This is a genomic window from Exiguobacterium sp. s127 (assembly GCF_018618695.1).
In the GTDB taxonomy this organism is placed as follows: Bacteria; Bacillota; Bacilli; order Exiguobacteriales; family Exiguobacteriaceae; genus Exiguobacterium_A; species Exiguobacterium_A oxidotolerans.
Map to the genome: position 1 here is coordinate 226,802 of NZ_JACSMO010000002.1, position 24,712 is coordinate 251,513.

Genomic DNA, 24,712 nt, shown 5'->3' on the forward strand with positions numbered 1-24,712 from the left:
GATGGACACGGAACAATCATTTGAAGCGGCGTTAGAACGCTTAGAAGAAATCGTCGAATTGCTTGAAGAAGGGGAAGCCCCACTTGAGCAAGCGATGACGTTGTATGAGGAAGGTGTAAAACTGACTGCTCTTTGCCAGGGGAAACTATCGACAGCTGAAAAGAAACTCGATTTAATCTTGGAACAAGATGGAACGTTACGTGAAAAAGGGGGAGCACAATGATTGCCTTGATGGAATGGAAAGCTCAAGTCGAGCGTGCGCTCGAATCATTTATGACCCGACTCGATGCACCAGAACAATTACGTGCTTCGATGCGCTATTCACTCGATGCTGGAGGAAAGCGTGTCCGCCCGGCGTTGATTTATGCTGTCCTTGATGCATACGGTGTCTCGCGGACAACAGGGGACGCGACGGCAGCAGCGCTTGAGATGATTCATACATATTCTTTAATCCATGACGATTTACCAGCAATGGACGATGATGACATGCGTCGTGGGCGTAAGACGAACCATATCGAGTTTGACGAAGCAACAGCGATTTTAGCAGGCGATGCGTTGTTGACGAATGCCTTTACCTGTTTACTCGAGACGGACGCGTCGGCAGACATCAAGATTCAGTTGCTCGAGCGTCTCGCCATGGCAGCTGGAGCGGCCGGGATGGTCGGTGGACAGCTTGACGATATGCTCGGTGAACGTGGTGGCATTGATGATGTCGAGGCTCTTGAATCGATTCATCGGCGCAAGACGGGGGCATTACTCGTGTTTGCTGTTGAGGCAGGAGGAATTCTTGCTGGAGCAAACGAAGATGATGTAGTCCACTTACAACGTTACGGACGTCATCTTGGAATCGCCTTCCAAATTCAAGATGATATTTTAGATGTAACGGGAGATGCTGAAAAGATTGGTAAGCCGGTCGGGAGTGACGAAGGAAACGACAAAGCGACCTATCCGAAACTACTTGGTCTAGAGGGTGCGAAGACGGCTCTTGCGGCACAAGTACAAGCTGCTGAGGAAGCGATTGATGCGTTATCGGTCGAAGCGACGACACTTAAGGACTTGCTCGACTTCGTCGTCAAGCGTGACCATTGAGATCGACGACGCCTGGCGTCGTCTTTTTTATGTGCCAGTTATGTGGCGTTCGTTAGATTGTTCTAGTACAATGTAGGGTACAAACGATATAAGAATGTAAGGAAAAGAGGCGGTAAGGTATGAAGTTGACAGAAATACAGGATCCGTCATTTTTAAAGCGTATGTCAGTCTCAGAACTCGATGTGTTCGCAGGCGACATCCGACGCTTTTTGATTGAAGAATTGGCTACGACGGGTGGTCACTTAGCACCGAATCTAGGTGTCGTCGAATTGACATTAGCACTTCACCGAGAATTTGATAGTCCGAACGATAAATTTGTTTGGGACGTCGGTCACCAGGCATACGTGCATAAAATCTTGACGGGACGTGCGGGACAGTTTGATACGTTACGCAAACACAAAGGATTATGCGGATTCCCGAAACGAAATGAAAGCATTCATGACGTTTGGGAAACTGGGCATAGTTCGACCTCGTTGTCGGCGGCGATGGGTATTGCCGTCTCAAACGAGTTAAAAGGAAATGACGACCGGGCGATTGCGATCATCGGAGATGGTGCATTGACTGGTGGAATGGCACTTGAAGCTTTAAACCACATCGGTGCGGAACAACAAAATGTCATCGTCATCCTTAATGATAACGAGATGTCGATTGCACCGAACGTCGGTGCGATGCATCAGATGTTAGGTCGTATTCGTTCTTCACGTAAAGTCCGTTATGCGCAAGATGAACTTGAGACATTAATCAAGAAAATCCCGCTGATCGGTGGAAGTCTTGAAAAAGGTAGTGAAAAACTAAAAGAAGCCGTCAAAGGCGCACTTGTTCCAGGAATGTTCTTTGAAGAACTCGGCTTTAACTATTACGGTCCAGTCGATGGACATGACTTGACGGATTTGATTGAACAGTTGAATTACGTCAAAAAAGAGCAAGGGCCGGTCCTGCTTCATGTCATCACGAAAAAAGGAAAAGGGTATCGCCCAGCTGAATATGATGGAGTTGGAACCTGGCACGGTCTCGGACCATACAAGATGGAGTCTGGTGAAGTCATCAAAGGTAAATCGAAAGCGCCGAGTTATTCATTCACGGTCGCGAATACATTGACGAAGATGGCACGAGATGATGAAAAATTAACATTGATTACACCGGCAATGAGCGTCGGTTCAAAACTCGATTGCTTTGAGAAGGAGTTCCCAAACCGAATGTTTGATGTCGGGATTGCGGAACAACATGCCGTCACGTTCGCAGCGGGTCAAGCGACGCAAGGGATGAAACCCGTCGTTTCCATTTATTCGACCTTCTTCCAGCGAGCTTACGATCAACTTGTCCACGATGTCGCGCGTCAAAATCTTGACGTGACGTTTACGATTGACCGGTCAGGTCTTGTCGGAGCAGACGGAGAAACACACCAAGGCGTCTTCGATATCGCGTTCATGCGCCACGTTCCGAATATCCGGATCGTCATGGCGAAAGACGAGAACGAACTGCAACATTTACTTTATTCGGCTGTGAAGTATGAAGGACCAATTGCTGTCCGTTTCCCAAGAGGGGAAGGAATCGGTGTAACGATGGATGAGACGTTACACGAAATTTCGCTCGATACATGGGAAGTCGAACGTGAAGGAACGGATGTTGCAATCATGGCATTCGGACCACAAGTCCAAGATGCGTTGAAAATCGCAGATCTGCTCGAGGGAGAACTGTCTGTTCGTGTCATCAATGCGCGGACAATCAAGCCACTCGACGGGAAAATGTTGGATGCACTGTATGCGGAAGGTATTCCACTCGTCACGCTGGAGGAAGCAGTCTTAAAAGGCGGCTTCGGTTCTGCAGTTCTTGAACATGCGAATGAGCAGGAAGCGTTCCCACGCGTCAAACGATTCGGTATTCCAGATTGGTATATCGAGCACGGTGGCGTCAACGAGCTACTTGAAGAAATCGGATTATTGCCTGGACAAATCGCGGAAGAAGTACGTGCTTTTGTCAATCAAGGAAAGAAACAGAGTGTGTAACGATTAATGGAAAATGTTAAAAAAATCCGCCTCGACGTGTTACTCGTCGAGCGCGGTTTATGCGAAACACGTGAAAAAGCGAAGCGGACGATCATGGCCGGGCTCGTCTTCAGTGGAACGGAACGATTAGAGAAGGCAGGAGAAAAAGTGAAGTCCGACATCGACTTGGCCGTTAAAGGACAAGTGATGCCATACGTCGGGCGCGGTGGTTTTAAGATGGAGAAGGCACTTGAGGTCTTTGACATCGACGTGACGGACCGGACAGGGCTCGATATCGGTTCATCAACAGGTGGTTTTACGGACTGTGCCCTTCAAAATGGTGCGGCACATATGTACGCCCTCGATGTTGGATCAAATCAACTCGATTGGAAACTTCGGTCAGATCCTCGTGTGACGGCGATGGAGAAAACGAATTTCCGTCATGCGACACGAGACATGTTTCCTGTTCAGCCAAGTTTCGCGACAATCGATGTCTCCTTTATTTCACTTCGTCTCATCATTCCACCACTGAAAACGATTTTAGCTGAGGAGGGCGACGTCATTGCCCTTGTCAAACCACAGTTTGAAGCGGGACGGGACGATGTCGGGAAAAAAGGAATCGTTCGGGATGAACGTGTTCACGGACGAGTTCTTGAGGAGATGGTCGAATTCTTCATTCGTGAAGGGTTCCATGTGAAGCAACTTGATTTTTCACCGATTACAGGTGGTGAAGGAAATATCGAGTTTCTCTTACATGCGCAGCTGACAACACCCGGCATGGAAACAATCGTTGACCCAGCGGATACGGTTCGTCTGGCACATCAAGCGTTGTAAAAAAGAAAACTATCATGGAAGCAGACTTCGTCATGTTGGAGTCTGCTTCTTTTTTCGACCCGTACGAAAAATGGCAAACGTGGACTTTTCATGATTTATTGGATTACAATAGTAACAGCGAAGAATATAGCGAGGTGCAAGGATGACAAAGGGGCAACGGTTGATTAAGATTCGGGAAATCATTACGCAATCTGAAATCGAGACTCAAGATGAATTGGTCGAAGAACTTCGGAATGCTGGATACAAAGTGACGCAAGCGACTGTATCACGAGACATTAAGGAGCTACATCTTGTAAAGGTGCCGTTAAACGATGGCCGTTATAAGTATAGTTTGCCTGCCGATCAGCGTTTTAATCCATTAGGGAAATTACGCCGTTTACTAGGTGATAGCTTTATTTCGATTGATTTTGCTCAAAATTTGATTGTCATGCATGTCTTACCGGGTAACGCCAATGCAATCGGTGTCCTACTCGATCACTTAGGCTGGTCGGAACTGCTCGGGACGGTTTGTGGCGATGATACGATTTTAATGATTGCTCGAAGTGAAGATACAGCAAAAGAAGTGACGGAACGAATTTTAGGGATGCTTTAAGGAGTTGACAAGATGTTAGCTGAATTATCGATCAAACAATTCGCGATCATTGACCAGCTGCAGATTCATTTCAAAAAAGGAATGACTGTCTTGACTGGAGAAACGGGTGCTGGTAAATCCATCGTCCTCGATGCAATCGGTTTATTGATTGGCGGACGGGGTTCTGCTGAATTTGTTCGTTATGGCGAAGATAAGGCGGAACTCGAAGGACTGTTCATGATTGAGGACGGGCATATGGTCTACACATTAGCTGAAGAATATGGCATCGACGTCGAAGATGGATCCATCATTTTACGCCGAGACTTATTTGCTTCTGGTAAAAGTGTTTGTCGTGTCAATAATAAGCTCGTCACGCTGACGATTTTACGTGAGTTCGGTCGTGTGCTCGTGGATCTCCATGGTCAACATGAACACCAACACTTGATGGAAAATACGTACCACCAATCGATTCTTGATGATTTTGGTCATGAGACGATTTCCTCGCGTCTGCACGAGTATCAAAAAAAGTTCGGGCTGTACGAGGAAAAACGGATGGCATTACAATCACTGGCACAGAGTGAGCAGGAACTTGCACAACGGATTGATTTATTATCATTTCAGACAGAAGAAATCACGAGTGCGAACCTTCGTCAAGGAGAAGAAGATGAACTGTTGAGTGAACGGAACCGACTCGCGAACTTCGAAAAGTTGCACGATTCGTTAAAAGCCGCCTACGATGCGCTTCATGATGAAATGCGCGGGATTGATTCAGTTGGGGATGCGATGCGGGAGCTGCAACAAGCATCGAGCATCGATGATCAGTTCGCGAATCAAAGTGATGCCATCGCGAGCGCTTTTTACGGTCTTGAAGAAGTCGGGTACGCGATTCGTGATCAACTTGAGACATTAGAGTTCGATTCGAACCGGTTAGACGAAATTGAACAGCGCTTATCTGTTTTCCAACAGCTGAAGCGGAAATATGGTGCGACAATCGAGGAAGTCATCGCCTATGGTGAAAAAATTGGGATTGAGCTTGATACGATGACGAATCGTGATGAACGCATTGAAAAGCTAAAGGCAGAAGTCGAGTTGCTTGAAAGTGAGCTGTTTGAGATTGGCAATAAGCTATCGAAGGCACGCCGAAAAGCGGCACAGTTGCTTGGCGAGGCGATTCATTTAGAACTGCGTGAACTCTACATGGAAAAAGCACGGTTCGAAATTCGGTTCATGCAAGATGGAAAAACGCCGGCCTTACGAAAAAATGGAATCGATCAAATTGAATTTTATATCATGACCAATGCGGGTGAACCGTTTAAATCGCTCGGGAAAGTCGCTTCCGGAGGGGAGCTATCTCGGATCATGCTCGGACTCAAGTCAATCTTCTCGCGTTCGCTCGGCGTCGCATCAATTATTTTTGATGAAGTCGATACGGGGGTATCGGGACGGGTCGCGCAAGCAATGGCGGAGAAAATCTATCGTTTATCGATTGAAGGACAAGTGCTCTGTATTACACACTTGCCGCAAGTCGCCTCGATGGCGGATCAGCATCTCTATATTCGTAAAGTCGAAGAGACGGACCGGACGACGACACAGGTCAACGTCTTGACGGAAGCAGACCGTGGAAATGAGCTTGGACGGATGATTTCCGGAACACATATGACGGACTTGACGCTTCGTCATGCGGAAGAATTGATGGACCAAGCAATGAGTATGAAGGAATCGCTTAAAAATGGGGTGTAAGGATTGATTAGAGTCGGGATCGCAGATGACAACCGAGAGATGGTCGAATTGATTCGCCAGCATCTCGCTACTCAAGAGGATATGGAAGTCGTATGTGTCGCATATGATGGGGAGAAGTGTCTTGAGAAATTAAAAGAAGTCGAGACCGATGTGTTGTTGCTAGACATCATCATGCCGCACCTGGATGGATTAGGGGTCCTCGAAGAATTGATGAAACAAAAAAATAATCCGGCTGTCATCATGTTGAGTGCCTTCGGTAAAGATGAGGTATCACAACAGGCAGTGACGTTAGGTGCTGCTTATTTCTTGCTGAAACCGTTCAGCATGAATCAGTTAGTCAACAAAATTCGCCTTGTGACGAACAATAATCCAACGATTCAACCGGAAACGATGGATTCGAAAATAGCGACCGTTTTACGAGAAGTCGGGATTGCGCCGCATATTAAAGGATTTACTTATTTAAAAGATGCGGTTGGGCTCGTTTTAGAACGTGAAGAACTGCTCGGATTAATCACAAAAGAGTTATATCCGACGATTGCCCGCACCCATAAAACGACATCTTCCCGTGTGGAACGGGCGATGCGCCATGCCATCAAATCGGCCTGGAAAGAAGGGATGAGTGATCATACCTTGTTCACAGGACGGATTGAGCAAGAAAAGAGTCCGAAAAACTCGGAGTTCATCTCGTACGTCTCAAATTATATGAAACCGTCTTGAAATTAACCACTCGATCCGTGAGATCGAGTGATTTTTGCTAGAAAGAGTACCTTGTAAAGCTGATAGCTCGTCCGTGAGAACGAAGAGGGGGAGATGTGAGAGGCGCGAGTGACGAAGTAATAAAAGAAATTATTTATATTTATTAGAATATTCAATAAAAAAAACATTGCATAAACTGAAATGTTTGTTATAATAAAGGTACCAAATCATTTGGAAAGACGTCAGATGAACGTCGAGTCGAATCGGTTTCCGGAGAACCCATTCCACAAGCCTCATCTCAGGACGCTACCTGTAAATAGCTCAAGAATGATGGACAACATTCTCTTGATAGATGTTTTATCAAGACCTTTCGTATCATTTCTAGATGAGAATCTCGAAGTGATAGGGACTTCCATGATTTCAAAGCAAGGGGAAAGTGGAAGGTAACGTAAATGTCCGAAATACAAGTACAGTTCGTGAAAAGGAGTGTTGTCTAGCAGTGATTGTTAGCAACCGAAAGTGTTACTGCTCGAAGCGGATGACATTAAGCTTCACCTAGGTCCAAGTACAGTCAGATAATGGAGTAGTATCACCATTCTATCGATCGCTCGATAGCCAGATCTGATTTCTTTCAACCTCTTCATTAAGAGGACAACCTATGGTATTGAAGTACACGAATAGTTCTACTATGAGAGGAGTTCATCCGTACGTGAATCCAACTTTATATGAGTAAAAGGTCCCGCGCTTGAAATGAGTTCAAGAGATGGGGACCTTTTTCTGTGTTCACTTTTTTTGATACCGTTCGGAGACTTTTCCACGTTTCTTATCACGATAAAAAACATACCCTGCGACAAAACCAATCCCACCCATCGCTAAGGCGAGTCCGACAACCCCCTGTAAAACATATACATAGGCCGAGTCCCCAAGGTATGCAAACGGGAACTGGGCAATTAAAAAGACACTGTCACGCATAAGTTTGATTCCGATGGCTCCAATGATGCCAGGAATCAATAAAGTTAGTAGTCCGATGATTCGCATAGAAGTGACCCCTTTCCAAGCGTATTGTATCAAAAATCAGGTAAGACTGCGAATCGGGTTTGCCCTCTTGTTTTATTATAGGTAGGATAAAGATGTAAGCAGTTTCAAAGGGGGAATAACGATGCACCATCTTCTGATTGTCGGTGCCGGACAAGGCGGGACGGAAGTGCTACATGCCTTCCAACGTTCACCGCTCTTGACGGTCATCGGAGTCGTTGATTCAAATGAACAAGCACCAGGTCTTCAGCTGGCAAGACGCGGAGAAATTCGTGTCGAGACATCTTGGACGGCCTTTGAAGGAACGACGGTCGACTTCATCATCGATGCGACGGGAAAACGTGGCGTATTCGAACAGTTGATTCAATTCTTTCCCGAAGCAGCCGTTCTGCCGGGAGAATTCGTACGCGTTCTGATTGAACGGCTGACGGAAAAAGAACGAATGCTTGAAGCCATCATCCATTGTACAAGTGAGGCAATTTCGGTTGCCGATCAAGACGGTCAAACGATGTTAATCAATCCGGCCTATACACGAATGACGGGGTACAGTGGACAGGACGTCATCGGCAAACCAGCAAGCGCTGACATCGGGATGCAGGAATCGGTTCACCTGCGTGTCCTTGAGACGGGTGAAAGTGTTCGTGATGCGCGGATGAAGATTGGTCACGATCGACGTGATATCATCGTCAATGCGGAACCGGTCGTCGTGGATGGGCAAGTTCGGGGGTCGGTTGGTGTCATTCGTGATATTTCTGAAATGAAGGCGCTCGCGAAAGAATTGAAGGCGGCACGTCAAAAAATTCGGACACTCGAGGCGAAATATACGTTTGACGATATCATCGCTGAAAGTGAAGCGATGCGTTTCGTCGTCGATCAAGCAAAGCTTGCTGCAACGATGCCGGTTAATGTCTTGATTCGGGGAGAGTCAGGAACAGGCAAAGAATTGTTTGCGCATGCGATTCACGCTGCGAGTGAGCGGCGATACGAACAGCTTGTCCGTGTTAACTGTGCAGCAATCGCTCCAAGTCTGTTAGAGAGTGAGCTGTTTGGTTATGAAGAAGGAGCGTTCTCGGGAGCGCGCCGTGGTGGAAAGCGTGGTTATTTTGAAGAGGCGCATGGCGGATCACTTTTTCTTGATGAAATTGGAGAACTGCCGCTCGATGTACAAGTGAAGTTATTACGGGTCTTACAAGAAAATGAAGTCGTTCGCGTCGGTGGAACGAAATCGGTACCGGTCGATGTAAGAATCATTGCAGCGACAAATGCGAACCTGGAGCAAAAAATCATTACCGGTGAGTTTCGCGAAGATCTTTACTACCGGATCAATCGACTTCCGATTCACATACCAGCCTTGCGTGAACGCCCGGATGATCTTTTGCCGCTATCAACGCACTTGCTACGGAAGTTAAATCAAAGTTATGGCCGGTCCGTCGCCCGGATTTCGGAAGATGCACTGGAAGTGATTCGAAAGCAGGAGTGGAAAGGAAATGTCCGTGAGCTTGAGAATGTCATCGGTCGTGCGTTGATCTTTACGGACAAGACGGAAGATGTTTTACGAAAAGGCCACCTCCAGCTCGATTATCCGGTCGCTAAAAAACAAGTTGAACGTCCTAAAAAAGAAATTAAGCATCTGTCTGACGAGATGTCTTATGTCGAGGAACGTTTGATTCGCGAAGCTCTCGAGGCTTTTGATGGCAATAAAACAGAAGCCGCAAAACAACTCGGCATTTCCTTGCGTGCTTTGTATTATAAAGTGGAGCGATTTAATATTTATCAATAATTTGCAGTTTTTTGCGTGCAACATATTGCATTAAATGCAATTAAATGCAAAATTAAGAAAGGGTTCATGCCGAAAAGATAGCGTTTTCATTATGGCACGAAAATTGCTATTAAATAAAATTGAATGACAGGTTAGGGGGAAACAAAGTGAAGTTTGATCAAATGCTAAAACAAGCTGCTCAGCTTGAGGATTCAATCGTTGCGATTGCTTCCGCGGATGACGAAGAAGTCATGGATGCCGTCGCACTTGCGATTGAACATGATTTAGCTCGCTTTCATTTATTTGGGGATGCGACCCGGATTCAACAGATGATCCATGCGCGTGGATTGTCGGAGTCACAATTTGTGATCACACACACTGCGACTGCTCAAGAGGCGGCAGAACGTGCAGCTTACGCTGTACGTAAAGGGGATGCGAGCGTCTTGATGAAAGGACTTGTTCCGACAGCAACGTTCATGAAAGCCGTTCTGAACAAAGAGATGGGATTACGTTCGGGGAACGTCTTATCTCATGTCGCATTGTTTGAAGTAGCAGGTCGCGAATCGGCAATTGGTTTGACGGACGCTGCAATCCATATCGCACCGACGCTTGAAGATAAGGTCCACATCATTGAAAACGGGGTATCGGCACTTCGCGCAATCGGCTATACACTTCCGAAAGTAGCCGTCCTCGCAGCAGTCGAGGTCGTTAATCCGACAATGCAGGCGACGATCGACGCCGCCTTATTGACACAGATGAACCGCCGCGGTCAAATCAAGGATTGCCTTGTCGATGGACCACTCGCGCTTGATAACGCCGTCAATCTAGACGCAGCCAAACAAAAAGGACTGACAGGTGACGTTGCGGGGGCAGCAGATCTTCTTGTCGTGCCACAAATTGAAGTCGGGAACGTCATTTATAAATCACTGATGTATTTCGCACATGCTTCAGTCGCGGCGATTTTAGTTGGAGCGAAAGCACCCGTCGTATTGACAAGTCGGGCAGATACGGCAGAAGCGAAACTCTATTCATTAGCCTTTGCTTTACTTAATGCGCAACAAACGAAAAAAATCAAACAAACAATCTGAGGAGGAACTTAAAATGGTTGAAACAAATGTAGAAACACGCTTTAGTATCTTTGAAACAATGGAAATGGAAGATTATGAACAAGTCGTGTTCTGTCATGATAAAGTTTCGGGGTTAAAAGCCATCATCGCCATCCACGATACGACGCTCGGTCCAGCGCTTGGCGGTCTTCGTATGTGGGACTATGCATCTGACGAGGAAGCATTAGTTGATGCTCTTCGTTTATCAAAAGGGATGACGTATAAAAATGCAGCAGCGGGTCTCAACCTCGGTGGCGGGAAAGCCGTCATCATCGGTGATGCAAAAACTCAAAAATCAGAAGCATTATTCCGTGCATTCGGCCGTTATGTCCAGTCATTGAACGGGCGTTACATCACAGCGGAGGACGTCAATACGACGGTCGCTGACATGGATTACATTCACATGGAAACAGATTTCGTGACAGGTGTCAGTCCAGCCTTCGGTTCAAGCGGAAACCCGTCACCGGTCACAGCGTACGGTGTTTACCGTGGGATGAAAGCAGCAGCCAAAGAAGTCTACGGAACAGATTCGCTTGGTGGAAAAACAATTGCCATCCAAGGTGTCGGGAACGTGGCATTCAATCTTTGCCGTCATCTCCATGAAGAAGGAGCAAAATTAATCGTCACGGACATCAATCAAGATGCCTTACGTCGTGCGGAAGAAGCATTCGGTGCTTTAATTGTCGGACCAGATGAAATTTACAGCGTTGACGCCGATATCTTCGCACCATGTGCGCTTGGGGCAACATTGAACGACGAAACGATTCCTCAACTGAAAGTCAAAGTCATCGCCGGTGCTGCAAACAACCAGCTGAAAGAAGATCGCCACGGTGACATGCTCGAAGAACGCGGTATTCTGTACGCGCCAGACTTCGTCATCAATGCAGGTGGTGTCATCAACGTCGCGGACGAACTGGATGGATACAACCGTGACCGGGCAATGAAAAAAGTTGAACTTGTGTATGACGCTGTCGCAAAAGTCATCGAGATTTCAAAACGTGACCACTTGCCGACGTATCGTGCAGCTGAAAAAATGGCAGAAGAGCGGATTGCGACGATGCGCAGTGCACGCAGTCAATTCTTACGTCGTGATAAAAATATCTTAGGGTCACGCGGATAAGAGGAGGATTCAGATGAGCGAACGTATTTTAACGATCAATCCAGGCTCGACTTCGACGAAGATTGGAATCTTCGAAGGAACGGAGCAGTTGTTTGCGAAGACGTTACGCCACCCAGCTGAAGCGGTCGGAGGACCGCTTCACGCTCAGCTGGAAATACGGCGTCAAGTGGTGTTGGATGTATTGGCACAAGAAAAGATTGAATTGAAAGCGCTTACTGCGGTTGTCGGACGCGGCGGCCTGCTTCGTCCGCTCGTCAGTGGGACGTATGCCGTCAACCAGGAAATGCGTGAAGATTTATTGAGTGGCATTTTTGGGGTCCATGCATCGAATCTCGGAGGTCTACTAGCAGACGAAATCGCTCGCACGTTATCGATTCCATCGTTCATCGTCGATCCGGTCGTCGTAGATGAACTTGAGCCGATTGCCCGACTTACGGGATTACCTGAACTTGAACGCAAAAGCATTTTTCATGCCTTGAATCAAAAAGCAGTCGCGAAACGATATGCGAAACAAGCGGAGATGCCGTATGAGGAAATGCGTCTGATCGTTGCACACATGGGGGGCGGGATTACCGTCGGTGCACATCTCGACGGACGGGTCATCGATGTCAATAATGGTCTTGACGGGGAAGGCTCATTTTCGCCGGAACGAAGTGGGTCCCTTCCTGTTGGTCAACTAATAGAACTATGTTATAGTACCAAGTATAAACTCGAGGAAATGAAGCGTCTGGTCGTAGGGTCAGGCGGACTTGTCGCGCACCTAGGGACATTTGACGCAATCGAAATTGAACGTCGAATCGATGCCGGGGACGAGAAGGCTGCCTTACTGTACGACGCGATGGCTTACCGGATTGCAAAAGAAATTGCTGCCCAAAGTGCAGTCTTATATGGTCAAATCGATGCCATCATTTTAACGGGTGGCTTAGCATACAGCGACCGGTTGACGAGTGCAATCGAAGAACGCGTCGCACACCTCGGACAAGTGATCCGGATTCCGGGTGAAGATGAGTTACGTGCACTTGCGGAAGGTGTAATACGCGTGTTACGTGGAGAAGAAGAAGTTAAGGAATATGGAGGCGAACCAACATGGCTAGAGAATTCGACGTCGTTGTCTTAGGTGGCGGACCGGGCGGTTATGTCGCAGCAATTCGCGCTGCACAAGCCGGCAAGACGGTCGCGATCGTAGAACAAGGAAAACTCGGGGGAACCTGTTTACACCGTGGCTGTATCCCTTCAAAGGCACTCTTGAAATCAGCAGCGGTCTATCAGACAGTCAAACACGCCGCTACATATGGCGTCGACGTACCGGAGTCGTTTTTACGATTCGAACAGGTCAAACAACGGAAACAAGACATCATCGATGGACTGGAATCCGGGATTCAACATTTGATGGAAAAAGGCAAAATCGAAGTCTTCCATGGTCGGGGATCGATTCTTGGGCCAAGCATCTTTTCACCGATGCCGGGGACAATCAGTGTCGAACCGGAAGAAGGGGAATTGATTTTACCGCGCCAATTGATTGTCGCGACAGGATCACGCCCGCGTCCGCTAGCCGGTCTGTCGTTTGATTCCGAATATGTCCTCAGCTCGGATGAAGCACTCGACATGAATGCGTTACCTGCCTCGATCGTCATCATCGGCGGCGGGGTCATCGGAATCGAATGGGCATCGATGTTGACGGACTTTGATGTCAATGTCACGGTCGTCGAGTTCAGCGACCGGATTTTACCGACTGAAGATCAGGCGGTCAGTCGTGAAGTCGCTCGTCAGTTGAAAAAACGCGGAGTCAAGATTTTGACGAGCGCGGCTGCGCAAAGTGACAGCTTCAAGATGACGGAGTCCGGTGTGACGATTGACGTCAATCGAAATGGTGACATCACGACGCTTGCGGCGGACAAGTTGCTTGTCGCGATCGGACGGATGGCGAACGTCGAAGGGATTGGGCTTGAGAATACGAACATCGTCGTCGAAAACGGGTTTATTCAAGTCGATGATGATTTCCGGACAAAAGACAATCATATCTATGCGATTGGCGATGTCATCGGACGTCTGCAACTGGCACACGTTGCATCTGCTGAAGGCGCAAAAGCGGTCGAAGCAATCGTCAATGGATCGACGACGCCACTCAATTACGCGTTTGTCCCACGCTGTATCTACAGTGTACCGGAAGCTGCTTCGGTCGGTCTGACGGAAGCTGAAGCAAAAAATGCCGGAATGGACGTCAAAACGGGGATGTTTTCGTTTAACGGACTCGGTAAGGCACGCATCGAAGGTGAAGCCGCCGGGTTCATCAAGCTGGTCTCTGATGCCAAAACGGACGATTTAGTCGGTGTCCATATCGTCGGACCAAAAGCAACGGAACTGATTAGCGAAGGCGGGCTGGCGCTTGTCTTGAATGCGACGGCATGGGAAGTCGGGCAGCTCGTTCACCCGCACCCGGCCCTGTCAGAAGCATTCGGTGAAGCAGCATTAGCAGTTGACGGATTAGCGGTTCACGCATAAGGAGGAATAACAGATGGAAAAAATAGAATTTAAAGAACTCGTTGAGCTCGGACTGACGGAGCAGGATGCAATCCAGATGTTCGAGACGATGGTACGGGCACGAAAAATCGATGAGCGGATGTGGAAATTGAACCGGGCCGGTAAGATTCCGTTCCTCGTTTCTTGCCAGGGGCAAGAGGCGGCGCAAGTCGGGGCGGCATTCGCACTCGAAAAAGGAACGGATTATATTTTACCGTACTACCGTGATTTAGGGGTCGTCCTTCATTTTGGTCAAACATCGCGTGACATCATGTTGTCTGCGTTCGCGAAAGCGGAAGATCCAAACTCAGGTGGACGTCAAATGCCGGGACACTACGGCTCACGTGCTTTAAACATCGTCACGGGATCGAGTCCTGTCACGACACAAGTCCCGCATGCGGTCGGGATCGCCCTGGCTGCGAAAATGCGTAAGGAACCACTTGTCGCGTACGTTTCGTTTGGTGAAGGATCATCGAACCAAGGGGATTTCCACGAAGGAGCAAACTTTGCCGGGATTCATAAATTACCGGTCATTCTATTCTGTGAGAACAATAAATATGCGATTTCAACACCCCTCTCGAAACAATTGTCAGCGAAACATGTCGCAGACCGCGCAATCGGCTATGGCATGCCGGGTGTGACGATTGACGGGATTGATCCACTCGCCGTCTATAAAGCAGTCAAGGAAGCACGTGACCGTGGCATTCGTGGGGAAGGTCCGACGTTAATCGAAGTCGAAGTTGAACGTCTTGTCCCCCACTCGTCAGACGATGATGACAAATCATACCGTTCGGCAGAAGAACTGGCAGAACTGAAAACACGTGACGGCATCAAGATTTTCCGTGCGAAATTGATTGATATGGGTGTCTTGACGGAGGAGTCAGCGACAGAAATCGAGACGACGCTCGAACGTGAAGTCGAAGAAGCGACGGCTTATGCAGAAGCAGCGGCGTATGACTTACCGGAAAACGCACTTCGTTACGTGTACGACGAGGAGGAAACGAAATGACGACATTAAGTTTAATTGAAGCCATCAATAGCGCAATCAAAGAAGAAATGGAACGGGATGATTCCGTCTTTATCTTAGGAGAAGACGTCGGTGTCCGTGGTGGAGTATTCCGGGCGACACAAGGATTGCTCGAGCAGTTCGGGGAAGAACGTGTCATCGATGCACCACTCGCTGAGAGTGCGATTGCAGGTGTTGGAATCGGAGCCGCCATGTATGGCATGCGTCCGATTGCTGAGATGCAGTTCGCCGACTTCATCATGCCGGCCGTCAACCAAATCGTCAGTGAAGCGGCAAAAATCCGGTACCGTTCGAACAATGACTGGATTTGTCCAATCGTCATCCGCGCACCCTTTGGCGGCGGCATTCATGGTGCGTTGTACCATTCACAATCGGTCGAAGCGATGTTCAATTCGACGCCGGGTCTAAAAATCGTCATTCCGTCAAACCCATACGATGCCAAAGGGTTATTGAAGGCTGCGATTCGCTCGAATGATCCTGTGCTGTTCTTTGAACATAAACGGGGCTACCGGTTGTTAAAAGGTGAAGTTCCGGAAGAGGACTATACGGTTGAAATCGGGAAAGCCGATGTCAAACGGGACGGAGAAGACGTCACCGTCATCTCATACGGACTTTGTGTCCAAATGGCGCTTGACGCAGCAGCACGTCTTGAAAAAGACGGCATCGACGTCCATATCCTTGATCTTCGGACCGTCTATCCGATCGACCGGGCGGCAGTCGTCGCAGCGGCACAAAAAACGGGTAAAGTCTTGCTCGTGACGGAAGACAATAAAGAAGGCAGTGTCATGAGTGAAGTCTCGGCGATTATCGCGGAAGAAGCGTTGTTCGATCTTGATGCACCAGTCGAACGATTGTGCGGACCCGATGTACCGGCGATGCCATATGCACCGACGATGGAGAAATTCTTTAATATCTCAAGCGAAAAAATTGAAGATAAAATCCGGACGCTCTACGCGTACTGAGGGGGACCCGTCAATGAAGACAGAAACATTAACGATGCCACAACTTGGTGAGAGCGTGACGGAAGGAACGATTTCGTTATGGCTCGTCAAACCAGGAGACACTGTCAAAAAATATGATCCGATTGCTGAAGTCATCACCGATAAAGTGACAGCCGAAGTACCATCATCGTTTGATGGTGTCATCGACAAGCTGCTCGCTGAAGAAGGGGACACGCTCCAAGTCGGGGAAGCAATCGTCACGTTACAAGTCAGTGGTGGATCGACGGAAGTCGCAGCGACCGAAGAAGAAATCCCGGCTGTAAAAGAGCAGAAGGTAGAAACGGATCAGTCGATGAAAAAACGCTATTCACCAGCTGTGCTGAAGTTATCAGCAGAACACGGCATCAATCTCGATCACGTCAACGGGACGGGAGCGGGCGGCCGGATTACACGCAAAGATTTGCTGAAGCTCGTTGAATCCGGTCAAGTCAATCAGCCGGATGTTGTCGAGGCCCCGACGATTGAGACCGTACCGACGCCGGCGAAAGCGGCAGTCGAGGCACCGGCACCGAAGTCTGCGCCAAAACCGACGATGAGTACGACGGAAGACGGCGATATTGAAATTCCGACGGCAGGTGTCCGTCAAGCGATCGCGAGTAACATGGTGCGCTCGAAACAAGAAGCACCGCACGCCTGGTTGATGGTTGAAGTCGACGTGACGAATCTGGTCGAAGCACGGAATCGTCATAAAGATCAGTTCTTCAAACAAGAAGGCGTCAAATTGACGTTTTTACCGTTCTTCATGAAAGCGACAGTCGAAGGACTGAAGAAACACCCAATCATGAACTCGCAGTGGGCAGGCGATAAAATCATTCAAAAACGGGCAATCAACTTATCACTCGCCGTCGCGACGCAAGAAGCGTTATTCGTCCCGGTCGTCAAACATGCGGATGAACTGAGCATTAAAGGACTCGCTCGGGCAATCGATGACTTTGGTAAACGGGCGCAGGCCGGTAAGTTATCGTCAAGCGAGATGCAAGGTGGTACGTTTACCGTCAATAACACGGGTTCGTTCGGTTCGATCCAATCGGCACCGATCTTGAACTTCCCGCAAGCGGCGATTTTATCCGTCGAATCAATCGTCAAGCGCCCGGTTTGGGTCAACGGCATGTTCGCAGCACGTGACATGGTGAACTTATGTATGTCGATTGATCACCGTGTACTTGACGGGTTAGTGGCCGGTCAATTCCTGCAGACCGTCAAGCAGGCGCTCGAATCGATTGACCCGGATCAACTCGCTTTATACTAAATAGTTGACAGGTCGCCCGAAGCGAAGTAATATAATAAACAATTGAACAACATAACGCTACGACGAAGAAGAGTAGCCCGTGAAACGATTGAAGAGAGCTGATGGGTGGTGCGAATCAGTATCGGGAAACAGGTGAATGGGCTTTTGAGCATCAGACCGAACTTGAAGTAGGCTCTGACGGTGACCTCCCGTTATCGAGGACGACGAATCAGGTGCGCCGGTTCGTTCGAGGGGACTATTGGATAGTCAACGAAGGTGGTACCGCGGGTTTTCCCGTCCTTCATGTGAATGATCACATGAATGGACAGGAAGACCCTTTTCGTATACAACAACATAAAAAAATCGATGAATGAGTTAAGTAGTTAAACACATCACTGTTTCAGAGAGCCGGAGAAGGGTGGGACTTCGGCACAGGGAGGTTTAATGAATGGTCTCATGAGAGCATGGCTGAATTTACAGTAGGTCATGACGGAAGCCCCCGTTATCGCAGGCTACGGTGTCCTTGAAATGAGGAAGCACCGGAAAAGTGGGAACGCAACAACCGTTCCAATCGAGGTGGCACCGCGAGTTAATCGTCCTCCATGTAGCAATTGCTATGTGGAGGACTTTTTTTATACCAGGAGGCGAAATCAGGATGATTCAGACAGAAGAATTAGTAATCGAACGACTTGAGATGAACGGGGACGAGCTGACACCAATTTCGATTTTTCGACGGATCGACGGGAATCTAAAGTGTTTACTCGAAAGTTCGACCCAGTCCGGGAATGCACGTTACTCAATCATCGGGGTCGACCCAGTCGCTTTGCTACGGGCAGAGGGGAATCAAGTCACGCGGCATGATTTAAAGACGGACGAATCGGTTACGACGATCGGCGATCCGGTCCATTTACTGCAACACTACATCACACGACCAACAAGTGAACTGGACTTACCCTTTTTAAGTGGGGCGATCGGTTACGTCGGCTATGACACGATTCGCGCCTATGAAAACATCGGCGTGATGCCAAAGATTGACCGGAACCTACCGGATGCGTTACTCGCCGTCTATGATGAAATCATTTTATACGATCATCTTGAACATCGCGTCCACTTAGTCCATACGTCACTCGGTGGTGTGACGGACCGCAGTGAGATGATGGAGCGGTTGGAACAAAGAAAGCAACAACTCGAACGGACCGGGGAGCAAACCTTACTGGAACGTCCCCTTGAAAATATTTCATATCAGCCGCAGATGGAGAAGGAAGATTTTATCCAGCTCGTGGAACAAGCGAAACAACATATTCGGCAAGGAGACGTCTTCCAACTGGTGTTATCGCAACGACTCGATGCGACCTTCGCGGGGGATCCGTTTCACTTCTACCGGAAGTTACGGCAAGACAACCCGAGCCCTTATCTCTTTTATATCGACCTCGGCGAGTTGATTGTCCTTGGGGCATCGCCGGAAAGTCTCGTTCAGGTCAAGGGAAGACGCGTGACGACGAATCCGATCGCCGGGACACGGCGCAGAGGACAAACGAAACAAGAAGACGAACGGTTGGCAGCTGAGCTCGTTGCAGACGAGAAGGAGCGTGCCGAACATCGGATGCTCGTCGATCTTGGCCGCAACGATCTCGGCAAGGTGTGTCAGGTCGGAAGCATTAACGTATCGCGCTACATGGAAATCGAACGTTTCAAAAACGTGATGCATCTTGTCTCCGTCGTCGAAGGGACGTTGGCGAACGGGCAGACAGGAGCCGACGCCTTGATTTCTTGTTTACCCGCTGGAACGGTCTCCGGGGCGCCGAAAATTCGGGCAATGCAATTGATTGAACAGTATGAAACGTTGAAGCGGGAAGTGTATGCGGGCGCCGTCGGTTACTTCGATGTCAGTGGAAATCTTGATTTTGCACTCGCGATCCGGACGATGGTCATCAAGGACGGTACGGCCTATGTCCAAGCCGGTGCCGGAATCGTCTATGACTCGGACCCGACGCTCGAATATGAAGAGACCTTGCATAAAGCGAAGTCGTTACTGGAGGTTTGGAAATGATTTTATTGATTGATAACTATGATTCCTTTACCTATAACCTGTATCAATATGCGGCGGAACATACCGCCGTACAAGTCGTCCGTAACGATGCGATGACAATCGAAGGCATTCAAGACTTGCAACCGGACGGAATCATTTTATCGCCGGGGCCGGGCAATCCGAATGATGCCGGGATTTGTCTAGATGTCATCAAACAACTGTCCGGTTCGATTCCAATCCTTGGCGTCTGTCTTGGTCACCAAGCAATCGGACAAGCCTTCGGGGGACAAGTCGTCCAGGCAACGGACATCATGCACGGCAAGACATCGATGATTCGACAGAACGGGAACTTATTTAAGGGACTCGCAGAACAATTCGAAGTCATGCGGTATCACTCATTAATCGTCGACCGACAGACGGCACCCGACGTGTTACGCATTACGGCAGAAACGGTAGACGGGACGATCATGGCATTTGAACATATCGAACACCCGACGTACGGGATTCAGTTTCACCCAGAGTCGGTCGGAACGATCGACGGAAAACAAATCGTTAAACGATTCATTGAACTGACAGGGGAGTGACAAGACATGAAAGAGATATTAACGAAACTAGCAGCTGCAAAGCATTTACGATACGAAGAGATGCAACAAGCAGCACGGCAACTGTTTGAACCGAACGTGACGGACAGCGAAATCGCCGCCTTCCTCGTCGCCTTAAAAGCAAAAGGCGAAACAGCGGATGAACTGGCGGGACTCGCCTCGATCATGCGGGAAGTCGCACTCGACATTCCCGTCACAGGAACGGACTTCATCGACAACTGTGGGACGGGTGGCGATGGCTCACAGTCATTCAACATCAGTACGACAGCCGCCTTCGTTCTCGCAGGTGCAGGCTCGAAAGTCGCCAAGCACGGTAACCGGAGTATCTCGAGTAAAACGGGCAGTGCCGATGTCCTCGAGGCATTAGGTGTTAAACTGGATGAAACACCCGAGCAACTAGCAAACCGACTCGAAGAAAACGGGATTGCGTTCTTATTCGCTCAGCGGATGCACCCGCGTGTCAAACAAATCATGAAGGTCCGGAGCGATTTACGGATCCCGACGATCTTCAACTTGATTGGTCCGTTAACGAACCCGGTCTCTTTAAAAACACAATTGCTCGGGATTTACCGGGAAGATTTACTCGAGACGATGGCGTTGACGTTACACCGTCTCGGACGCAAACGGGCAATCGTCTTACACGGAGCGAATGGAATGGATGAAGCGTCTCTCGCCGGAACGAACCAACTTGTGTTACTCGACGACGGAGAACTGATTCGCTTCAGTCTTCACCCGGAAGAAGTCGGATTGACCGTCGCCCCACTCGAAGCAATCCGTGGCGGGTCGGCACAAGAGAATGCCGACATCTTACTACGTGTCCTTGACGGGGAAGCGGGACCCTACCGGGATACGGTCTTACTCAACGCCGGCATCGCCCTGTTCGCGGAAGGACGGGTCAAAACGATTCGGGAAGGAATCGATTGTGCGATCGTCAGTATCGATTCCGGACAAGCACGAGAAAAACTGCGACAATTGCAACAGACGAAACGACAGGAGGCAATCGGATGAATATTTTAGACCGCATCATTGAAACGAAAAAACGTGAAGTAGCTGAACTCAAGGTGTCGGGAGTCAAGCAAATCGAACGGTCACCGTTACGCCGTTCGATTCACGAACGACTCGGCCAAGACGACTTGTCGGTCATCGCGGAAATTAAACGGGCATCTCCTTCAAAAGGCGACATCTCGCTCGACGTCGACCCTGTCGCTCAAGCAAAACGGTATGCAGCGAGCGGGGCAACGGTCATCTCGGTTTTGACGGATACGACGTATTTCAAAGGGAGCATGGCAGACCTTGAGGCAGTCGCAAATGCAGTCGATGTGCCCATCCTGTGTAAAGATTTTATGATTGACCGGATTCAAATCGACCTTGCGAAAGCGCATGGAGCGAGCTTGATCCTGTTGATCGTCGCGGCACTTGACGAAGCGACACTGGAAGACTTGTATCACTATGCCTACGCAAACGGTCTCGAAGTTTTAGTGGAAGTCCATGATGAAGCGGAACTGAAGCAAGCAGAACAGCTCGGTGCACGCATCATCGGCATCAACAACCGAAACTTAAAAAAGTTCGCCGTCGACTTAGCGACATCGACACGGCTGTTGCAGACGAAGCGCCCGGGCGTCCGGTATATCAGTGAAAGCGGGATTCAGACGGTCGAGCAGGCACGTCAGCTCCATCAGGACGGGGCAGACGGCATTTTAGTCGGTGAAACGCTGATGCGCGCAGAGGATCCCACCGCCTTCATCCAAGCAGTCAACGGACCGGTCTATGACACGCATTAAATTTTGCGGGTTACGGCGCGCCGATGATGTGGTGGTCGCGAGCCGACTCGCCGACTACATCGGTTTCGTGTTCGCGCCGAGTAAACGTCAGGTCACGCTCGAACAGGCCGCCGAATTGCGGCAATTGGTTCCGGCAACGGTCCAAGTCGTCGGTGTGTTCGTCTCGCCGACCTTACAAGAAGTCGAAGCGGCGATTGAAACGGTGGGACTGGATTTGATTCAAATTCACGGTATGGTGGACGAAGCGATTCGTACACAAACGAAAGTTCCGATCATTCAGGCACTCGTCGCGGGCGCCACTTCAATCGATACGGAGGCTGATTACATTCTCTATGACGCGCCACAAGCTGGAAGCGGACAACCGTTTGATTGGTCGACGGATTTAATAAGTACACGACCGATGTTCGTCGCAGGTGGTTTGACACCATCGAACGTCGCAGCAGCAATCGCGCGCTATCAACCGTTCGCAGTGGATGTCTCGAGCGGAATCGAAACGGAGTTTCAAAAAGATCAACAAAAAATGCTGGCATTCGCACATGCCGTAAAGGGGAGATGAGCACGATGGGTTATTCACAACCAGATGCACTTGGTCAATATGGAGTTTATGGTGGACGCTACATTCCGGAAACATTGATGCAAGCCGTCCTTGAACTGGAACAGGCCTATGCCGAAGTCAAAGAGGACCCGGCGTTTTATGAACGGATGAACGATCTCTTAAAAAATTACGTCGGGCGTGAGACGCCACTCTACTTCGCGGAACACTTGACGCGGGAAATCGGTGGCGCAAAGATTTACTTGAAACGGGAAGACCTGAACCATACGGGCGCTCATAAAATCAATAATACGATTGGACAAGCTCTACTCGCAGAGCGGATGGGGAAACGGAAAATCGTCGCCGAGACCGGTGCCGGACAACACGGTGTTGCGACGGCGACCGTCTGTGCCCTACTTGATTTAGAATGTGTCATCTTCATGGGGGAAGAGGATGTCCGGCGTCAAGAATTGAACGTCTTCCGGATGGAACTGCTTGGGGCGAAGGTCATCCCGGTCACACAGGGCAGTCGGACCCTGAAGGATGCCGTCAATGAAGCGTTACGTTACTGGGTCAAACATGTTGAGGATACACACTATTTGATGGGATCGGTTCTCGGACCGCATCCGTTCCCGGAGCTCGTCCGTGATTTCCAATCCGTCATCGGGAAAGAGACGCGGGCGCAAATCCTTGAAAAAGAGGGTGTCTTGCCGGACGCGATCGTCGCTTGTGTCGGTGGCGGGAGTAACGCGATTGGTATGTTCCATCCGTTCATCGATGATGAAACGGTTGCGCTGTACGGAATTGAAGCAGCAGGAGACGGAATTGAGACGGACAAACACGCAGCGACGATGACGAAAGGTGAAGTCGGTGTCTTACACGGGTCGATGATGTACTTGCTACAGGATGCACACGGTCAAGTCACGGAAGCCCATTCGATTTCAGCCGGGCTCGATTATCCAGGCGTCGGACCGGAACATAGTCTCTTAAAAGACATCGGTCGTGTCCAGTATGAAGCCGTCACCGATCAAGAAGCACTCGATGCGCTCCAGTTGTTATGCCAAAAAGAAGGCATCATTCCGGCGCTCGAAACAGCACATGCCGTCGCCTATGCGACGAAGCTTGCGAAAGACATGTCGGAAGACGAGATTCTCGTCATCTGTTTATCCGGTCGCGGTGATAAAGATGTCATGACGGTCAGATCGGCCTTAAAGGGGGAAGCGTGATGCGATTAGAACAAGCAATCCGAACAGTCAATGACCGCGGTGAAAAAGCGTTTATCCCGTATGTCATGGGAGGTGACGGCGGAATCGACCGTCTGCCGGACATTTTGGCATTCCTCGAACGGAGTGGGGCCACAGCAATCGAAGTCGGTGTCCCGTTCTCGGACCCTGTTGCGGACGGTCCGGTCATTCAAGAAGCCGGTCTTCGCGCGCTTGCACACGAAGTCAGCTTACACGACGTCCTCGAGGCGATTCGGGTCGCCCGTCAAGAAACGACGGTCCCGATCGTCGTCATGACCTACTTGAATCCGATTTTCCGCTTTGGCATCGATGCCTTTCTTGCGACCTGTCGTGAAGTCGGGGTCGATGGCTTAATCATTCCGGACTTACCACTCGAACAGAGTGCGCAGTTTTTTGCGAAGCATGACAAACAAGACATCGCCCTCGTCCAACTCGTTTCACTGACGAGTCCGATCGAACGGATTCAAAAAATCGCGAATCAAAGTGAAGGGTTCCTCTATGCCGTCACCGTCAACGGGACGACAGGAGGGCAGACGACGTTCGGCGAGTCGCTCGAAGCGCATCTTGCAAATGTCGCGGAACTGAGTCCTGTTCCGGTCCTCGCCGGGTTTGGAATCAGTACGCCGGCACACGTCAAACAGTTAGGGGCTTCGGTCGCAGGTGTCATCGTCGGTAGTAAAATCGTTGAGTTGTTACAACAAGAAGATACATCAGCGATTGAGCAATTGATGGCAGCCCGGTTACCCGATCTTCACGTCTAACTAAAAAAGATCTGACGCATCCGTCAGACCGACATCAATCAAATGGCCGATG

At 49.3% G+C, this 24,712-nt stretch carries 23 protein-coding genes and 2 other annotated features; of the genes, 22 read left to right on the plus strand and 1 reads right to left on the minus strand.

Annotated elements, in window-relative coordinates:
• Nucleotide 1: 1 nt before the first annotated feature.
• The 7 genes from KNP98_RS04235 (at nt 2) to spo0A (ending at nt 6,936) form a co-directional block, all read left to right on the plus strand.
• On the plus strand, nt 2–223 hold the full coding sequence (locus tag KNP98_RS04235; RefSeq protein WP_029333071.1) for an exodeoxyribonuclease VII small subunit: 222 nt from the start codon (nt 2–4) through the stop codon (nt 221–223).
• Nucleotides 220–1,089, plus strand: a complete 870-nt coding sequence (locus tag KNP98_RS04240; RefSeq protein WP_214769950.1) for a polyprenyl synthetase family protein — start codon at nt 220–222, stop codon at nt 1,087–1,089. Before KNP98_RS04235 ends, KNP98_RS04240 begins: the two co-directional genes overlap by 4 nt.
• Nucleotides 1,090–1,208: 119 nt before the next feature.
• Nucleotides 1,209–3,095 (plus strand): 1-deoxy-D-xylulose-5-phosphate synthase, encoded by a 1,887-nt coding sequence (gene dxs, locus KNP98_RS04245; protein WP_029333073.1) that lies wholly within the window; start codon nt 1,209–1,211, stop codon nt 3,093–3,095.
• A 6-nt stretch (nt 3,096–3,101) separates the two neighbouring features.
• Complete coding sequence (locus tag KNP98_RS04250; RefSeq protein WP_088836614.1) at nt 3,102–3,908, plus strand: TlyA family RNA methyltransferase; 807 nt, start codon at nt 3,102–3,104, stop codon at nt 3,906–3,908.
• Between the two features lie 142 nt (nt 3,909–4,050).
• Nucleotides 4,051–4,500, plus strand: coding sequence for a transcriptional regulator AhrC/ArgR (ahrC, locus tag KNP98_RS04255; protein ID WP_088836615.1), 450 nt, complete (start codon nt 4,051–4,053; stop codon nt 4,498–4,500).
• Between the two features lie 12 nt (nt 4,501–4,512).
• Nucleotides 4,513–6,219, plus strand: a complete 1,707-nt coding sequence (gene recN, locus KNP98_RS04260) for a DNA repair protein RecN (RefSeq protein ID WP_214810742.1) — start codon at nt 4,513–4,515, stop codon at nt 6,217–6,219.
• Nucleotides 6,220–6,222: 3 nt separating this feature from the next.
• Nucleotides 6,223–6,936, plus strand: a complete 714-nt coding sequence (gene spo0A, locus KNP98_RS04265) for a sporulation transcription factor Spo0A (protein WP_029333077.1) — start codon at nt 6,223–6,225, stop codon at nt 6,934–6,936.
• Nucleotides 6,937–7,698: 762 nt separating this feature from the next.
• Here the strand turns inward: spo0A and KNP98_RS04270 are convergent.
• Nucleotides 7,699–7,953 carry a DUF2627 family protein gene (locus KNP98_RS04270; protein WP_029333078.1) on the minus strand — a complete coding sequence of 85 codons (255 nt, stop codon included), beginning with the start codon at nt 7,951–7,953 and terminating at the stop codon, nt 7,699–7,701.
• A 121-nt stretch (nt 7,954–8,074) separates the two neighbouring features.
• Between KNP98_RS04270 and KNP98_RS04275 the strand changes: the two genes are divergently transcribed.
• From KNP98_RS04275 to trpA, 15 genes are all read left to right on the plus strand, one after another.
• Nucleotides 8,075–9,730, plus strand: a complete 1,656-nt coding sequence (locus tag KNP98_RS04275; protein WP_214765375.1) for a sigma-54 interaction domain-containing protein — start codon at nt 8,075–8,077, stop codon at nt 9,728–9,730.
• Between the two features lie 146 nt (nt 9,731–9,876).
• Nucleotides 9,877–10,797, plus strand: a complete 921-nt coding sequence (gene yqiS, locus KNP98_RS04280) for a phosphate butyryltransferase (protein ID WP_088836619.1) — start codon at nt 9,877–9,879, stop codon at nt 10,795–10,797.
• A 13-nt stretch (nt 10,798–10,810) separates the two neighbouring features.
• Nucleotides 10,811–11,935: a Leu/Phe/Val dehydrogenase gene (locus KNP98_RS04285; RefSeq protein WP_214810743.1), complete on the plus strand. Its 1,125-nt coding sequence runs from the start codon at nt 10,811–10,813 to the stop codon at nt 11,933–11,935.
• Between the two features lie 13 nt (nt 11,936–11,948).
• The gene (gene buk / locus KNP98_RS04290) at nt 11,949–13,052 is read left to right on the plus strand and encodes a butyrate kinase (protein WP_214805189.1); all 1,104 of its coding nucleotides are present in this window, start codon (nt 11,949–11,951) and stop codon (nt 13,050–13,052) included.
• Nucleotides 13,022–14,437: a dihydrolipoyl dehydrogenase gene (gene lpdA / locus KNP98_RS04295; protein ID WP_214810745.1), complete on the plus strand. Its 1,416-nt coding sequence runs from the start codon at nt 13,022–13,024 to the stop codon at nt 14,435–14,437. Before buk ends, lpdA begins: the two co-directional genes overlap by 31 nt.
• Nucleotides 14,438–14,450: 13 nt before the next feature.
• The gene (locus KNP98_RS04300) at nt 14,451–15,464 is read left to right on the plus strand and encodes a thiamine pyrophosphate-dependent dehydrogenase E1 component subunit alpha (RefSeq protein ID WP_029333083.1); all 1,014 of its coding nucleotides are present in this window, start codon (nt 14,451–14,453) and stop codon (nt 15,462–15,464) included.
• Nucleotides 15,461–16,444 (plus strand): alpha-ketoacid dehydrogenase subunit beta, encoded by a 984-nt coding sequence (locus KNP98_RS04305; protein WP_088836623.1) that lies wholly within the window; start codon nt 15,461–15,463, stop codon nt 16,442–16,444. The genes KNP98_RS04300 and KNP98_RS04305 overlap by 4 nt, the downstream gene beginning before the upstream one ends.
• 13 nt (nt 16,445–16,457) lie before the next feature.
• Nucleotides 16,458–17,732: a dihydrolipoamide acetyltransferase family protein gene (locus KNP98_RS04310; RefSeq protein WP_214810746.1), complete on the plus strand. Its 1,275-nt coding sequence runs from the start codon at nt 16,458–16,460 to the stop codon at nt 17,730–17,732.
• A 50-nt stretch (nt 17,733–17,782) separates the two neighbouring features.
• Nucleotides 17,783–18,016, plus strand: a binding site (T-box leader).
• Between the two features lie 52 nt (nt 18,017–18,068).
• Nucleotides 18,069–18,315 (plus strand) — a binding site (T-box leader).
• Nucleotides 18,316–18,366: 51 nt separating this feature from the next.
• Nucleotides 18,367–19,761, plus strand: a complete 1,395-nt coding sequence (gene trpE, locus KNP98_RS04315; protein WP_214810747.1) for an anthranilate synthase component I — start codon at nt 18,367–18,369, stop codon at nt 19,759–19,761.
• Nucleotides 19,758–20,324 carry an anthranilate synthase component II gene (locus KNP98_RS04320; RefSeq protein WP_088836627.1) on the plus strand — a complete coding sequence of 189 codons (567 nt, stop codon included), beginning with the start codon at nt 19,758–19,760 and terminating at the stop codon, nt 20,322–20,324. Before trpE ends, KNP98_RS04320 begins: the two co-directional genes overlap by 4 nt.
• A gap of 6 nt (nt 20,325–20,330) precedes the next feature.
• A complete protein-coding gene (trpD, locus tag KNP98_RS04325) occupies nt 20,331–21,350 on the plus strand; it encodes an anthranilate phosphoribosyltransferase (RefSeq protein WP_088836628.1) in 1,020 nt (339 codons plus the stop codon).
• Entirely contained in the window at nt 21,347–22,123 is a 777-nt protein-coding gene (gene trpC, locus KNP98_RS04330) for an indole-3-glycerol phosphate synthase TrpC (protein WP_214810748.1), read from the plus strand. The genes trpD and trpC overlap by 4 nt, the downstream gene beginning before the upstream one ends.
• Complete coding sequence (locus tag KNP98_RS04335; protein WP_214801019.1) at nt 22,110–22,679, plus strand: phosphoribosylanthranilate isomerase; 570 nt, start codon at nt 22,110–22,112, stop codon at nt 22,677–22,679. Before trpC ends, KNP98_RS04335 begins: the two co-directional genes overlap by 14 nt.
• A gap of 5 nt (nt 22,680–22,684) precedes the next feature.
• Nucleotides 22,685–23,881 (plus strand): tryptophan synthase subunit beta, encoded by a 1,197-nt coding sequence (gene trpB, locus KNP98_RS04340; RefSeq protein WP_088836631.1) that lies wholly within the window; start codon nt 22,685–22,687, stop codon nt 23,879–23,881.
• The gene (gene trpA, locus KNP98_RS04345) at nt 23,881–24,660 is read left to right on the plus strand and encodes a tryptophan synthase subunit alpha (RefSeq protein ID WP_088836632.1); all 780 of its coding nucleotides are present in this window, start codon (nt 23,881–23,883) and stop codon (nt 24,658–24,660) included. Before trpB ends, trpA begins: the two co-directional genes overlap by 1 nt.
• The last annotated feature ends 52 nt before the right edge of the window (nt 24,661–24,712 follow it).